Raw genomic sequence first — 15566 nt, 5'->3', positions numbered from 1 at the left:
TTACCCCATACCAACTAAAACCAGCCTTACCTAGCGATTCTGCCCTTTTGAGGATTCGATACCATGCAAGGAAAAGATTTACTGCCGCGCGCCACACGCGGCCTGCTGCTCGGCGCCATCGCCGCCAGCCTGGCGGCCTGCGGCCAGAAGCCTGACGCCCAGGCCGGCGCCGCCATGCCGCCGGTGCCGGTGGCAGTGCTCGCCGTGCAGCCCGCCAATGTGCCGGTCACCTATGAATACGTCGGCCAGGCGGCCGGCTCGCGCGAAGTGGAAGTGCGCGCCCGTGTCGGCGGCATTCTGCAAAAGCGCTCCTACACCGAAGGCAAACCGGTCAAGGCCGGCGACCTGTTGTTCCAGATCGATCCCGAGCCGTTCAAGGCCGCGCTGGACCAGGCCAAAGCGAATCTGCAGGTGCAGCAGTCGCAGCTGTCGCGCACCAAGCAGGACTACGACCGGGTGATGCCGCTGTTCAAGGAAAACGCCGTCAGCCAGAAAGACCGCGACGACGCCCAGGCCGCCTACACCGCCGCCAAGGCATCGGTCGCCGCCGCCCAGGCCCAGGTGGAGCAAGCCCAGATCAATCTGGGCTACACCCGCGTCACCGCGCCGATTTCCGGCATCACCAGCCAGGAAGCCCGCTCCGAGGGCAGCCTGGTGGCCACCAGCGCCGACGCCAGCCTGCTGACCAAGATCTCGCAGCTGGACCCGATCTACGTCAACTTCAGCATGTCCGACAGCGACATGCTGAACCTGCGCAAGATGCAGCACAGCGGCAAGCTGAAACTGGCCAATGGCGGCGGTTTCGAGGTGCAGCTCAAGCTGCCGGACGGCAGCATGTACGGCAAGACCGGCCACCTGAACTTCACCGACAGCCTGGTGGACGCCACCACCGGCACCATCCGCTCGCGCGCCACCTTCGCCAATCCGCAAGGCGGCATCCTGCCCGGCCAGTTCGTCCGCGTGCAGCTGAAGGGCGCGGTGCGCACCGCCGCCATCACCGTGCCGCAGCGCGCGGTGCTGACCACGCAGCAAGGCAAGATGGTGTGGGTGGTCGGCGCCGACGGCAAGGTCGCGCCCCGCCCCATCGCCACTTCGCAGGAAGTGGGGCTGGACGTGTTGGTTGAGCAGGGCCTGAAAGCCGGCGATCAAGTGGTTGTCGACAATATCATCAAGCTGCGTCCGGGCGCCGCGGTGAAACCGCACCCGTACCAGGCCGACGCCAGCGCGCCGGCCGCCCAGCAGTAAGCCAGGGGGAACCTGACACATGTTTTCCGCTTTCTTCATCCGGCGACCGATCTTCGCCAGCGTGATCTCCATCGTGATCATGCTGGCGGGTCTGGCCGCCATCAAGGCGCTGCCCATCCAGCAGTACCCTGAAATCGTGCCGCCGGTGGTGAACGTCACCGCCAGCTATCCGGGCGCCTCCGCCGAAGTGATCGCCAACACCGTGGCCGCGCCGCTGGAACAGGCGATCAACGGCGTGGACGACATGCTCTACGTGCAGTCCAACAGCGCCAGCAACGGCACGCTGTCGCTGAGCGTATCGTTCAAGATCGGCACCAACCCCGACCAGGCCACCATCAACGTCAACAACCGCGTGCAATCGGTGCTGTCGCAGCTGCCGGAAGAAGTGCGCCGCCAAGGCGTGAACGTGCGCAAAAAGTCGGCCACCATCTTGCAGGTGATCTCGCTATTCTCGCCCGACAACAGCCACGACACGCTGTTCATCAGCAACTACGCGCTGTTGAACGTGGTGGACGAGCTGAAGCGGGTGCCGGGCGTGGGCGATGTGGTCAACTTCGCCGGCCAGGACTACTCGATGCGGATCTGGCTGCGCCCGGACAAGCTGGCCCAGCTCAAGCTGACCCCCAGCGACGTGGCCGCCGCCATCCGCGAGCAGAACTCGCAATTCGCCGCCGGCAAGCTGGGCGCGCAGCCCACCCAGGAAAAACTGGAGTTCACCTACACCGTGACCACCCAGGGCCGCCTGTCCGAACCGGAAGAGTTTGAAAACATCATCATCCGCGCCAATCCGGACGGCTCGTCGGTGAAGCTGAAGGATGTGGCCCGCGTGGAACTGGGCGCGCTGTCCTATGACTTCCACGGCAAGCACAACGGCAAGGCCACCATTCCGATCGGCATCTTCCTGGCGCCGGGCGCCAACCAGCTGGCCACCGCGCAGGCGGTGGAAAGCGAGATGCAGCGCCTGTCCAAGGGTTTCCCGACAGGCCTGTCCTTCGGCATTCCCTACGACACCACCAAGTTCGTGGAAGTGTCCATCAAGGAGGTGTACCACACGCTGGGCGAAGCCATGCTGCTGGTATTCCTGGTGGTATTCCTGTTCCTGCAGAACTGGCGCGCCACGCTGATCCCCTGCCTGGCGGTGCCGGTATCCATCATCGGCACCTTTGCCGGCATGTATATGTTCGGCTTCACCATCAACACCTTGACGCTGTTCGGCCTGGTGCTGGCCATCGGCATCGTGGTGGATGACGCCATCGTGGTGCTGGAGAACGTCGAGCGCCTGATGACGCAGGAAGGCTTGTCGCCGCGCGAGGCCAGCTTCAAGGCGATGCAGGAAGTCTCCGGCGCGCTGGTGGCCATCGTGCTGGTGCTGTGCTCGGTATTCATTCCGGTGGCCTTCCTCGGCGGCATCGCCGGCCAGATGTACAAGCAGTTCGCGATGACCATCGCCGTATCGGTGGTGATCTCCGGCATCGTGGCGCTGACGCTGACGCCGGCGCTGTGCGCGCTGATCCTCAAGTCGGAACACCAGCATCAGAACCGTTTCTTTGAATGGTTCAACAACCGTTTCGACCGCCTGACCAGCCGTTACGCCAAGGGCGTGGCCTTCATCAACAAGCGCGCCGTGCTGTCCGTGCTGCTGTTCGGCGGCCTGATCGCCACCTCGGCCGGCCTGTTCCGCATCATCCCGACCAGCCTGGCGCCGGACGAAGACCAGGGCTACATCCTGGCCGCGGCCTTCCTGCCGGACGGCGCCTCGCTGACCCGCACCGCCGACACCATGGACAAGCTGGACGCCATGATGGCCAAGAACCCGGCGATAAAGGACCGGATGACCTTCGCCGGCTTCGACATCCTCACCGGCGGCAACAAGTCCAACGCCGGCGTGTCCTTCATCATTCTCAAGCCTTGGGATGAACGCAAGAGCCCGCAGCTGTCGTCGATGGCGGTGGTGAAAGACGTGTTCGGCAAAGGCATGATGGGCATCAACGACGGCATCGTACTGGCCTTCAACCCGCCGCCGATCTCCGGCATGTCCAACACCGGCGGTTTCGAGGCCTATGTGCAGGACCGCGCCGGCCGCACGCCGGCCGAGCTGGGCGAGATCACCAAGAAACTGGTGGCCGCCGCCGCCAAGCGCCCGGAACTGAAGGGGGTGCAAACCACCTTCTCCGCCAGCGTACCGCAGGTCTTCGTCAAGCTGGACCGCAGCAAGGCCAAGGCGCTGGGCGTGCCGGTGAACAGCGTGTTCGACACCATGCAGAGCACCTTCGGCGCGCTGTACGTGAACGACTTCAACAAGTTCGGCCGCACCTTCCGCGTGCAGCTGCAGTCTGAAGCGCCGTTCCGCACCAAGGTGGACGATCTGCGCAATGTCTACGTGCGTTCGCAAGCCGGCCAGATGATCCCGCTGACTGCGCTGGTGAACATCGAGCAGACCACCGGTCCGGAAACCCTGGAACGCTTCAACGTGTTCCCGGCGGCCAAGGTGGTGGGCGGCCCGGCGCCGGGCTATAGCTCGGGCCAGGCCTTGGCGGCGCTGGAAGACGCGGCGCGCGAAACGCTGCCCGAGGGCTATACCCTGGCCTGGACCGGCTCGGCCTTCCAGGAGAAATCCACCAGCGGCTCATCCGCCCTGGTGTTCGGCTTCGGCATGATCATGGTGTTCCTGATCCTGGCGGCGCAATACGAACGCTGGAGTCTGCCGATCTCGGTGCTGATGGCGGTGCCCTTCGCCGTGTTCGGCGCGCTGATGGCCAACTGGCTGCGCGGCCTGGCCAACGACGTGTACTTCCAGGTGGCGCTGGTGACCCTGATCGGCCTGTCGGCCAAGAACGCCATCCTGATCGTGGAGTTCGCGGTGCAAAAGATGGAAGAAGGGCTGGATGCGATGGATGCCGCGCTGGAAGCGGCCCGCCTGCGCTTCCGCCCCATCGTGATGACCTCGCTCGCCTTTGTGCTGGGTTGCGTGCCGCTGGCCATTTCCAGCGGCGCCGGCTCCGCCAGCCGACACTCCATCGGCACCGGCGTGATCGGCGGCATGCTGTCGGCCACCTTCATCGCCACCTTCTTCATTCCGCTGTTCTTCATTCTGATCATGAAGCTCAGCAAACAGAACAAGCCTCAGCAAAACGCCGAGGCCGGAGGAAACGCAGATGCTTAAGCGCGCCCTGATACCCGCCGCCGTCGCGCTGGCGCTGTCGGCCTGCGCGGTGGGCCCCGACTACAGCCGGCCCAAGGTCGAGCTGCCGGCCGCCCAGGCCGGCGCGCCAAACCCGGCGCTCAGCGCCGACTGGTGGCAGCGCTTCGACGACGCTACGCTGAACCAGCTGATCGCCGAGGCGCTGAAAAACAACGCCGACCTGCAACTGGCCGCCGCCCGCGTCGAGCAAGCCGCCGCCCAGGCTGGCATCGCCCGCGCCGCGCTGCTGCCGGCGCTTAACGCCAACGCCGGCTACCAGAGCGGCCGCAGCTCCAGCCAGCTGGCCAGCCCCGGCGCGCCGCTGGTCAACGATGTCCGCGTCGCCAACCTGACGGCGGCGTGGGAGCTGGACCTGTGGGGCAAGCTGCGCCGCAGCAACGAAGCGGCCCGCGCCAGCTACGCGGCCAGCCGCTACGACCGCGACGCGGCCCAGTTGGCCCTGAGCGCGCAAGTGGCGCAGACCTACTTCCAGCTGCGCGCCTTCGACGCCCAGCTGGACATCGCCAAGCGCACGCTGCAAAGCCGCGAGGAATCGCTGCGCCTGCAAACCAAGCGCTTTCACGGCGGCCTGATCTCCGAGCTGGAACAGCGCCAGGCCGAAGCCGAAGCCGCAGCGGCGCGCGCTTCCGTGCCGCAGATCGCCCGCTCGCTGGAGCAGACCGAAACAGCGCTGGGCGTGCTGCTGGGCCATAGCCCCAAGCAGCTGGCGGATGGCAATCTGCAACGCGGCAAGGACATCAACAGCCTGGCCACGCCGCCGGACGTGCCGGCCAACCTGCCCTCCAGCCTGCTGGAGCGCCGGCCGGACGTGGCGTCCAGCGAGCAGCAGTTGATCGCCGCCAACGCCCGCATCGGCGTGGCCAAGGCGGCTTACTTCCCCAGCATCAGCCTGACCGGCGCGCTGGGGTCGCAAAGCCTGTCGCTGGACAGCCTGTTCACCAGCGCCACCCGCACCTGGAGCTTCGCCGGCAACGCCGCCGCGCCCATCTTCAACTTCGGCGCCACCGGCTACAACGTGGACGCCGCCAGCGCCGTCCAGAAGCAGGCGCTGGCGCAATACCAGAAGACGGTGCAAACGGCGTTCAAGGACGCGCTGGACGCGCTCGCCGCCAACAGCACCTCCCGCGACATCGTCGCCGCGCAAACCACCCAGCTGAACGCTGTGGACCGCGCGCTCAAACTGGCCGGCCTGCGCTACGACAACGGCTACGCCAGCTATCTGGACGTGCTGGACGCGCAGCGCAGCAGCTTCCAGGCCCAGCTCAACCTGGTGAGCGCCAAGCTGGACCGCCTCAACGCCACCATCAGCGTCTACAAGGCGCTGGGCGGCGGGTGGGAGGCGAGTAAGCCTTAAGCTAATCCGCCATGCCCTCGCGCCACGCTTGGCAATATAGAGAAACCACTCCAAGCAATGGCGCGAACACCGCGCCTCCAAGCCCTCTCCTCCGGGAGAGGGCTCTGAGAGGACACCTCGACACTACCACCCACTCTTCGCAAACCAATATCCTTCAAATCCTGGACCTAATTCATTCCATGACAGGACGGAACCTTGGGCCAATCCACTCGTTCAGGAAAACCTGTTTGCAACGGCACATCGCGCAAGGCTTGGCGATACGCCATCAGTTGGTTAAACGTCTCTTGATTAAGCGTGGCAGGGCGACCCAGGTCAATTTCATCGCGATGGCGCTGGACTAACCATTCTGTTGCGAATAGATGAGAATCTCGCTGAACGCGAACTTGACTCGCTAACAGCCCTCTGTCTGGCAGATCCACAGGCAATGGCGTATTGCCAGCTGCAAGCCAGTCCTGATATTGATTCCAAAGCCAAACACCCTCTGGAATCGTTGCCCCCGTTTCCATATTTAGAACTATGTCCGGTCTAGCCGTTAATTTATACTGGGCCATGGTTTATCCTTAAGTTGTAGAATTCTCACAGTTCGGCATCTGCTGCAATCCACGACCCACCAGTGCCGCCACCCGCCGTCCCATCCTCCAGCAAAGCTGCCTGCCCACCCACCCCCCTGATATAGCTAATGATATCAACGTTCCATCTACCGTCGGAGCAAATTCAAGTTTCAAAGGAGCAACATTACTAGTAGCGAAGGACCATATAGTGAAGCTACTCGCTGCCGAGGCCATAACAGAGGGAGCGACTCGCTTCCTTATTTTCCACTGCATGCCAACATACACAGTGTTACTACCATTGAACCCTCCCACCCCATATTGATAAATAGCCCCACTCCCCATAATCTCAAAATATCGCTGACAAAGCGAAATCTCATGCCCATATAAAAGATGCTCGTAAGGCGTGCAGGCAACTCCCTTTTCAAGTTGAACGCCTGTCACACAAAAAATCGCCCCAGCCGTATTCACAAGATTCACCACTCCAGCAGAGGCCATTTTATTCCCCGCATTCCAGGAATTTTCTATCCCCTGATAACCTACCCCGGCCCCCAAGTTAAATACCAGATTCAGTCCGGCACCCGCCCCCTTCATAGACCAACTTCCGGCAACATCTCCAGGAATATTGGCCAGCTTGATCAATGTCCAGGCTTTTGCCTGAGAGATCGTATAAGTAAACACATAAGATCGGCTTCCATCGGCATTTACCAGCGCCCCGGAAAACTTCCCCGTCAATGAGGCATATACATAAAATTGCAAAGAAATCGGCTGAGCTCCTACCCCCCCCCATGCCAGATCCGACACATTATTCCCCTCAATCACCTGCACAAGCGACAAGTAATCCGTTTCTAAAAGTGCGCTAGCAGTATTAGCTGTCACACCCAAGTAGTGTGTAAAACCAGCCGGAGGAACGATGGCGTTCAAGTTTTGTTGGAATGTCAATTTACCAGGCTGGCTATAGTTAAATCTCCAACGATCAACAATATAAGACTGCGTACCTGTTGGTGTCAGCATCTGCCCTGCCAGCCGCTGATCGATTCTCATTGCCCCATTAATAATCTTGTTCCGCGAACTGTACAGCTGTGAAAGTTGTACCGCATGCTCACCCTGCGCTCCTGCAGCTACAGAAAATACTCGCCCAACATCGCCATTGACTTTAGCCCCTTCATCTTTGGTGAACGCATTAGTAATGCCATATCCAGCTAGAGTGGAGGATTTAGCGGCAAACTTATCCTCTAAAGCGCCATAAGCGGAAGACCATATTTGACCGGCTCGGCTCACTTGAAAAACCTTGCTGCTATCAATATGCATGCTTAACGCGCTACTGCCAGAAACCCCTGAACCATCGGCAAATAGACCGGTATCGCCATCTGCTTCGAAGGCGAATCCGGTCCGGGATTCATCTCCATTAGGCAGGCCCTTTTTCGCTCGAAAAGCACTAGCCCAAGAACGATTATTAGCATCCGCGCTGGTAGCGTCGGTGATGCCATAGCCTGCAAGCGTTGTAGCTTTGTCCGCCTTGCCAGACAACAGTTTGGTCATAGACGCCGCATAATTGGCGTCATTCCCCAGCGCAGCTGCCAATTCCTGCAAGGTATTCAATGCGCCCGGTGCGCCTGAAACTACGCCATCAATCGCAGTTTTCAGATCAGACTTGCTCGCACCATCGCTAATGCCATAGCCCGCCAACGTCGTGGCCTTGTCCGCCTTACTCCCCAAGGAATTGGTGATAGTACCTGCGAAGTTCTGATCATTGCCTAACGCAGCCGCCAGCTCCTGTAAGGTGTTCAATGCCCCCGGCGCGCCCGCGACCACATTGTCGATGGCCGTTTTCAGATCGGCCTTTGAGGCGAACTTGTCCTCCAATGCGCCATACGCAGGTGTCCAAATGCTGCCATTTCGATAGACATTAAAAACTTTGCTGGAATCGATATACAGACTGAGATTATTGGTGCCTGTATTGGCATTCGAGCCGGAGGTATCTGCAAATAAACCAGTATCTCCATCCAAACCAAAAGCAAAGCCTAGTGCCGCATCATCATTGACAGGCGTGCCTTTATTTGCCCGGAAAGCATTAGCCCAAGAACGATTGTTGGCATCTTTGCTAGTTGCATCGGTAATGCCATAACCAGCCAACGTGGTGGCGCTGATAAACAACACTGTCCAATTACTGCAATCGCTGATCAGCATCACAGCCGAACTGGGGGGCAGACTAATCGATGGCGATGCTATGCCCTTGTTATAGATCGCCCCGCCTATTGTTTGAATAGAATGGGCCGTTGCCCCGCTGGCATTGAAAAAACTGAATACCTGATTATCCACCACAGGGCTGGGAAGCGTAACTGTGAAAGCGGTAGAATCAAATAGCTCAAATATGCCACCCGACTGCGCAGGGCTAAGTCTCAATGCCGTGCCTGACGCAGCGGATAGAAATACCCGCGCCTTAAAGTTTCCCACCGCAGAAGATGGCGCGCCATCGGTAATGCCATACCCCGCCAAAGTCGTCGCTTTCTCCGCCTTGCCTGACAACATTTTGGTCATAGACGCCGCATAATTGGCGTCATTGCCCAGCGCGGCCGCCAATTCCTGCAAGGTATTCAATGCGCCCGGCGCGCCAGACACCACGCCATCAATGGCGGCTTTCAACTCAGCCTTGCTCGCGCCATCGGCAATGCCATAGCCGGCCAAGGTCGTGGCCTTATCAGCCTTGCCGCTGTTGATGCCATCCGCGATGGCCTTCAAATCGCTCTTGCTGGCCGCATCGGTGATGCCATACCCCGCCAGCGTCGTCGCCTTGTCAGCCTTCCCCTGCAACTTGCCATCTACCGTGGCGGAGTAAGCCGCATCGTTATTGATGGCCGAGGCCAGCTCCTGCAAGGTGTTCAGATTGGCTGGCGCGTTGGCAACCAGGCCGCTCACCACGCTTTGCAAATCGCCCTTGCTCGCGCCATCGGCAATGCCATACCCCGCCAAGGTAGTCGGCTTGCCGGAGGCGATCTTGCTCCAATCCAGAGCCGGCACATCGTCAGCGGCGATGGCTCGGGCGGCAGTGACGCGGCCTTTGGCGTCCACAGTCACCTGGCCGTAGCTACCCGGCGTCACGCCGCTATTGCTCAGCGTCATCTGCGCGGCGGCATCGCCGCTGCCGTCAAAAGCCACTTTCCAGCTGCCATCGCCGCTCATGGCGATATTGCGCGCCGCGCTTAGCTTGGCGGCATTGCCGGCAGCTTGCTTGCCATTGGCTAATTGATCGATCTGGTCTTTCAGATAGACGGTGCGGTTGGCCAGCTGTTTGCCTTGCAGATTATCGATGCCGTCCGGGCCGGCCAGCACCGGGTCAGTGGTTTCCAGCTGGTAGATGCCGGCTTCCCAGTTATTGGTTTCCTTCAAAAAAGCCATGTCATTCCTCGCATGCTTTAACAGTAGGGGCGCTCCGTTTCCGCCAGGGAAACGATGGAACGCGGAGGCATGACCGGGCGAAGAACCAAGGCGAGCGCCCAAGCGCCTGCGCCGCGCACAGGCGCGGCAACAGCCAGCCTCGCGACGAGGCCGGCCTTCCGGTCAGGACGATATGGTGCCCAAACCTGCGGCGTGCGGATTGGAAAGGGGTTTAGGAAGGGGGTTTAACGGGCAAGGCTTCCCCGCAAGACAGTCAAGCGGGCTGACTGGGCCAGGCGCTGTCCGCCAATTGCGGCCAGCCTGGCTGCTGTGGCAGGCGGGATAAGTCGACGCAATAGCGCTTCCATTCCACCAACTTAGCTTGTTCCGCCGCGCTGGCGATGCCCAACTCGACCGCGTCCTCAAATGGCTTGCGCTGCCTCAGCGCCTCCGTCAATCGCTGCTGCTGCTTTTGCAGCGAGGAGGCGGTTTGCGCAGCAAGCTTAGCCGCCTCGTCCACTGCCCAAGCCTGGTCTTTCCAGACCGCAAATGCTGGCGGTTGCAGCGGCGTCGCGTTCAGGCTGTCCGGCGTGTCGCCGATTTGCGGCATTAGTTGCCGGGCCGTCTCTTTGCTCCAGAGCGGCACAGTGCGCCAGTCGGCATGCAGACTCCACGTGTCATCGTGGAACACGACAACCTGACGCTCGCCGGTCTGCAGCGGCGGCTGCGCGGTGGCGAAGGCCGGAATCAGCCATACCTCCTCCATCTCCAGCGGAGAGCGATCCGCTTGCATCGGACCAAGGTATTCGCCGGTTTGCGGGTGGTAGCTATAAACGGTTTTCTGTTCTGGCATGACGTATCTCCTTAGTATTTGACGCAGGCGAGCAAGGCGACATTGCGCGGGCGAGTGGCACCGTTTCCACCTAACCAGCCGCGGCTATCCAGATCGTAAATGTACTCCGCTGTGCTAGTGGCAAAGGCTCTAGATACCGGGTACTTCCACGAGTCTATTGGGTCCATGCCCATATCGCGCGCCATGTCCGGAGAGGAATTGTTATTGTGGATCAGGGTAGATGCCGACACGGAGTCGATATTAGGATCCGATGTAGTCAAGGTGCCTTTCTGCCAACTGCCGAACTGCCTCCCTGGGTCTGCCAGGTTCAACTCATCGAAACCTCGGATAAATTCGCCGCACAGATTCGGGAGATAAAATTTCCCCGCGTCGACGTCAGCCTGATATTCAGCTGGTTGTGTTGGAGGAGAAAACTCGCTCGCATAGTTGCAGACATTGCTGACTTTCCAGTCCTGATAATAGCCCTCGGATGAAGCTCCAAAACTAGGCGAGCAACCATCGACGGAAAACAGCAAAACATTATCAGGCAGACCTACCTGTCTGGGGCTGGCCAAGCTCCACACCAATTTTCCATCGACAAACCATCGATAAGTAGAACCGTCATAGCTAAAAGCGATGTGATACCAGGCGCGCGGAGAGAACACTCGCTTGGCGGATGCCACACTGCGATAGCAAATCCAGTCTTCCACTCTCTTTTCCGTGCCATCACTTAACCAGACGGTTGGAAATCCCGTGCCATTTTCAATCGCCAACGTGATCTCACCCATATAGGTACTGATATTCATGCCGATGATGCCATTGTAGAGATTGGTATCCGTCCAACCGCCGTTAAGCGTAGGCATATGCCAGCCCTCTAGCGTGAATTGCTTGGTGTTCAAGCGTTCTGGCAAGTTAAATGCGGCATAACCGCCACCTCGCGTCGTTTTCAGGCATTTCGTCCCAAACTTGGCGACATCGGTAGACAAACCGGCGCCGCCAAATAACTGGACCGACCGCCCCGGTTGCAAACGCTCTTGCAACTGGTCTTTATCATCCAGCCGAAGCAGAGCGGCGACACCGCTCTTGTTTGGCCGGAATGCATGGCCAATCGCCCCGAACAGACGGCTGTAACTCGTCTGAGAGACTTGCGCGCCATTGGCCTTCAGCCAGCCATCCGGCGCATTTGGCATGGCGAAATAGGCGACCAGCCCCGTCGGCGCGGCTGCGCCGCTGACTTGACCACCATTGAGTAAAGGCTGACCGCTGACCAGCTCAAAGACTACATCCAGCTTGGCATCTGGACTTTCAGCCTTATCGCCTCGATAGCGCTCCATCCCCTGCCCTTCGCCACACCCCGCCCTGCCAATCAGGATGTACGCACTGCGGTACTGGAATTTGTCGCTTGCAAAAACCTGATTGCTAGCGCCGCAGCGGTACAAGGCCTGAGGCAGGCCACCGGACAGACGGTTACCTTGTGGTTCGTCATTGGTGTACACAATCACGGTCATGCCGTCCGGCACGGCATTAAGCCAATCGGCCGCAGCCTGACCTGTGCCGGCATACACATCAAATGCGGCCGAACGAGCGACATTTCCTACCGCATCCAACTGCACCATGTTATAGCTGCGAGCACCTGAAGCTATGGTTTGGCCATCTATTTCCACACTGGCACTGCCCTGCGCGGCAGCGCCGACTGCCCGTACCCGAATCAAACGGCGGCCGTTGACTTTAGCGGCTACCCTGGCGTAATCGCTTGCGCTGGCCGCGTCGGTAATGCCATATCCCGCCAGCGTCGTCGCTTTGTCCGCCTTGCCCGCCAGCTTGCCATCCACCGTCGACGAATACTTGGGGTCGTTGTTCACCGCCGCTGCCAGCTCTTGCAGCGTATTGAGGTTGTCCGGCGCGCTGGACACCAACCCGCTCACCGCGCTTTGCAAATCGCCCTTGCTCGCGCCATCGGCAATGCCGTACCCCGCCAAGGTGGTCGGCTTGCCGGAGGCGATCTTGCTCCAGTCCAGCCCCGGCACATCGCTCGCTTGGATGGCGCGGGCGGCGGTGACGCGGCCTTTGGCGTCCACCGTCACCTGGCCGTAGCTGCCCGGCGTCACGCCGCTATTGCTCAGCGTGAGCTGGCCGCTGACATCCTTGCCGCCGTCAAACGTCACGTTCCAGTTGCCGTCGCCGCTCATCGCGATGTTGCGCGGGGTTTTGAGCTGGGCGGCGTAGGCGGAAGCCAGCGCGCCGGACACCATATCGTCCAGCTTCTTTTTGAGAAACCGGGTGCGGCTGCCCAGCTGCTTGGCCTGAAGATTGTCCACACCTTCCGGGCCGCCCAGCACGGGGTCGGAGGTTTCCAGCTGGTAAATGCCGTCCACCCAGTCATTGCTTTCGATCAGATTTGCCATCAGGCACTCCCTCGGTTGAATTGCTTGTTGCGGAAAATGGCGCCGTTGTGGCGGTTAGCCACCTTTTGATACTCCAGGCTGGCCAGCACGCAGCGCGCCGGCGCGTAAGCCGCCAGCATCCGGCGCAGCAGCGCGGCCTGGTCGTTGGTGATGGGCCGCGACAACAGCACCCGGTAGCGGTTCCAGCTGGCCGGGTCGCCATGCACGTAGTAGCCGTTGCGGCTGATGGCGCCGTTGCGGTGCTGGTCGCCCAGCCCTTCGATCAGCACCGCCTCGCCCAAGCCTAAGCGGCGGATGACCTCGCGGATCGCCCACGGCGTGCCCTTGTAGCGGTGCAGCTCGTTGGCGCTGTGCAATAGCGCGCGGCGGGCGTCGTCGGATTCGGCCAGTACCCAGCCTTCATCGCCCTGGATATGAAACTGCTCGGCCAGCAGGGGCAGCAGCGAAACGTCAACGTGGTCTATCAGGTAAACCAGAAACGGCGAGGTATCGATGCCGGTCAGCCGCTCGGACAACTGGGCCATCGGGCCAAAGCGGGCATCGGCCTTGATGAGTGGAGCGACAGCGTCAGCCATGGCCGCCCTCCTTTGCCCGCCGCCGGGCGCGATCCGCCGCCGCGAGCGGGCGCGGGCGGACGCGGGGATGCGCATTCATGGAAAACCTCCTTTGCGTGCCATGAAGAAATCGAAACGCGGCGCAAACGTCGCCGCGGGAAAACCAGCTCAACCCACCTGCATGCTCACGCGCAGCACGGCGCGCACGCTGGCGACGGCGTGTAATTGCGGGCGGGCGCGTGCCGTCTCGCTGGATGCGGGCATGGCCGCGGGCTTTCGACTGACGCCAGCGTCGTCATCGGCAGGGGACAGCGTGGAAATGGGGGAAAGAGATGGAAACGCGGTGAACGGCATGGCGAGCTCCAGGGAGGGGAAAGTCGAAAAGTCGAGGAGAGACAGGGAGGGGATGCGCGGGCATGACTGAGTCACGCCTTGATAGCGCCGGAGGTGGGGTGTTGTAAGGGCTGAAATGGCAGTGGCGCGACGGCTGGGCGAAACTCGCCGCCGTAGGGCGGAAGCCCCTGCGGGGCGTTCCGCCATTCATTCGCCATCCATATTCCGTCGACACCCCGCCGCGTGGCCAAGCGGCGGAACGCCCCGGCAAGCCGGCGCTTCCGCCCTACCACGATCAGGCAGGACTCGGAGCCATGCGCCCAATAGATAATCATGCGGCGCGCGCGATGCGGGTGGATCAGGCCAATAAGGATAGGAAGATTGCAAACGATAACAGCAGCGAAAAGAGAAGGTTTCCCGCCAGGCGGCATTCAGAGGGAAGAACGGGCGACTATTGCGGCTCAGCCCATTCAGGAGCAGTGGCAAGCATAAGGTCTCGCGGCCGGCAAACGCCTTGGGGAACAGATAAGGGGAGAAAAAGACCGCCGGGCCTCGGGCGAAGCCCGGCGTGAAATGAGGAGTGAGGAAATAAACGACTGCGTCAGTCGGTGATTCGCGGGCGCGAGACCGGCTGACAATAGAAATCTTACACTGTCTTTATGTTAAAAATCAGCTGACTATTTTCACCAGCCTTCCTTGAAAAGACATTCAAATATACAGCGGCGAATCAGACCATAGCAATTACCATTTACGGCTTTATATTTAGCAAAGCGGCAGGATCTGGGTTAACCCCATTACTCCAAGCTCTACAAGCATCAATAAAAATGCCCATTTTACTTTTCTCCACATCACTCCCCGCCCGCATGACATTTAACTGCTGCCACAACGGATAATACAGCTCAATTCGGCTTTCACAACTAACCCTTGCCAAATTCACTTGCATGGTTTGATTTTCTTGTTTAGCAAGCGTAATGCTGTCATAGCCCTGCATCAAATCCGTCATTTTCATATTCCTTATAAATTGGGGTAGGTCGGCTTGACCAAGGAAGCAAAATTTGCTGCAGGCTTAGCATGAGGATCAGAATATCGTACCGATATTCCCAAAAATTCATCCGCACCGCATTCTGGGTTGCAAACAAGCATTAATGCATATTTTTTATCATTACCATCATTTGCAATCTGTTTTACTGCAAAAGGAACTGGTGCCCCTGTCAAAGGCAGGGGAATGACATTGCTAACATTGGTGGCATCCGACGTATACAAACTAATTTTATCCTCCCCATTAGAGAATTTACGGGCAATCCCGCCAATACCGTCATACCAATACGTACCACGCAACTCTACATACTCATAGTAACCGGCGTACCCCATTCCGCGGTGTGCTTTATGAACATTGATCTCGAAAAATGAGCCCTCTACTGCACCAGCGGTAAATTCAAGCAATTGAACATAGGTAGGACCTGAAGGCGTGGTATTGCATGCAGGCCACCCACCGGTTTCGATATGAAGGCTGCGCTTAAACTGATAGAGTCCCCCAGCCTTGATAACCTCTACTCCGTTGATCACCTCTACAACGCTGCTTTTCCACGCATCCAGCTCTGCCGTTTTGGCCGCCACTTTGGCGTCGATATCGGCTTGCTTGCCGGCCACCATGCCGGTCAGGTTGTTTGACGCCGTCACCAGCGCGGCGACTTGTTGTTCCAAACTCATGTTCT

General features: G+C 59.8%; 11 protein-coding genes. 3 read left to right on the top strand and 8 right to left on the bottom strand.

Going from position 1 to position 15566, the window contains the following annotated elements; translation table 11 throughout:
- Positions 1 to 63 precede the first annotated feature (63 nt).
- Genes NKT35_RS08450 through NKT35_RS08440 form a run of 3 tightly spaced genes read left to right on the top strand, consistent with a single transcriptional unit; the run spans position 64 to position 5801 of the window.
- On the top strand, positions 64 to 1245 hold the full coding sequence (locus NKT35_RS08450) for an efflux RND transporter periplasmic adaptor subunit (RefSeq protein WP_254300566.1): 1182 nt from the start codon (positions 64 to 66) through the stop codon (positions 1243 to 1245).
- A 19-nt stretch (positions 1246 to 1264) separates the two neighbouring features.
- Positions 1265 to 4408, top strand: coding sequence for an efflux RND transporter permease subunit (locus tag NKT35_RS08445; protein ID WP_254300565.1), 3144 nt, complete (start codon positions 1265 to 1267; stop codon positions 4406 to 4408).
- A complete protein-coding gene (locus tag NKT35_RS08440; RefSeq protein WP_254300564.1) occupies positions 4401 to 5801 on the top strand; it encodes an efflux transporter outer membrane subunit in 1401 nt (466 codons plus the stop codon). The genes NKT35_RS08445 and NKT35_RS08440 overlap by 8 nt, the downstream gene beginning before the upstream one ends.
- Before the next feature lie 167 nt (positions 5802 to 5968).
- Here NKT35_RS08440 and NKT35_RS08435 read toward each other — a convergent pair whose 3' ends face one another.
- The 8 genes from NKT35_RS08435 to NKT35_RS08400 all read right to left on the bottom strand — a co-directional run bounded on the left by NKT35_RS08435 (position 5969) and on the right by NKT35_RS08400 (position 15561).
- Entirely contained in the window at positions 5969 to 6352 is a 384-nt protein-coding gene (locus NKT35_RS08435) for a phage tail assembly chaperone (protein WP_254300563.1), read from the bottom strand.
- Between the two features lie 9 nt (positions 6353 to 6361).
- Complete coding sequence (locus NKT35_RS08430; protein WP_254300562.1) at positions 6362 to 9748, bottom strand: hypothetical protein; 3387 nt, start codon at positions 9746 to 9748, stop codon at positions 6362 to 6364.
- 253 nt (positions 9749 to 10001) lie between these two features.
- Complete coding sequence (locus NKT35_RS08425) at positions 10002 to 10580, bottom strand: tail fiber assembly protein (RefSeq protein WP_254300561.1); 579 nt, start codon at positions 10578 to 10580, stop codon at positions 10002 to 10004.
- An 11-nt stretch (positions 10581 to 10591) separates the two neighbouring features.
- The gene (locus NKT35_RS08420) at positions 10592 to 12964 is read right to left on the bottom strand and encodes a tail fiber protein (RefSeq protein ID WP_254300560.1); all 2373 of its coding nucleotides are present in this window, start codon (positions 12962 to 12964) and stop codon (positions 10592 to 10594) included.
- Complete coding sequence (locus NKT35_RS08415; protein ID WP_254300559.1) at positions 12964 to 13539, bottom strand: phage tail protein; 576 nt, start codon at positions 13537 to 13539, stop codon at positions 12964 to 12966. The genes NKT35_RS08420 and NKT35_RS08415 overlap by 1 nt, the downstream gene beginning before the upstream one ends.
- A 147-nt stretch (positions 13540 to 13686) precedes the next feature.
- The gene (locus NKT35_RS08410; RefSeq protein ID WP_254300558.1) at positions 13687 to 13872 is read right to left on the bottom strand and encodes a hypothetical protein; all 186 of its coding nucleotides are present in this window, start codon (positions 13870 to 13872) and stop codon (positions 13687 to 13689) included.
- A gap of 727 nt (positions 13873 to 14599) precedes the next feature.
- Positions 14600 to 14854 carry a hypothetical protein gene (locus tag NKT35_RS08405; RefSeq protein ID WP_254300557.1) on the bottom strand — a complete coding sequence of 85 codons (255 nt, stop codon included), beginning with the start codon at positions 14852 to 14854 and terminating at the stop codon, positions 14600 to 14602.
- An 11-nt stretch (positions 14855 to 14865) separates the two neighbouring features.
- Positions 14866 to 15561 carry a hypothetical protein gene (locus NKT35_RS08400; RefSeq protein WP_254300556.1) on the bottom strand — a complete coding sequence of 232 codons (696 nt, stop codon included), beginning with the start codon at positions 15559 to 15561 and terminating at the stop codon, positions 14866 to 14868.
- Positions 15562 to 15566: the final 5 nt, after the last annotated feature.

Source organism: Chromobacterium sp. IIBBL 290-4 (genome assembly GCF_024207115.1).
In the GTDB taxonomy this organism is placed as follows: domain Bacteria; phylum Pseudomonadota; class Gammaproteobacteria; order Burkholderiales; family Chromobacteriaceae; genus Chromobacterium.
Note: the sequence above shows the minus strand (reverse complement) of the source record. Positions and strands in the feature narration are given on the sequence as shown.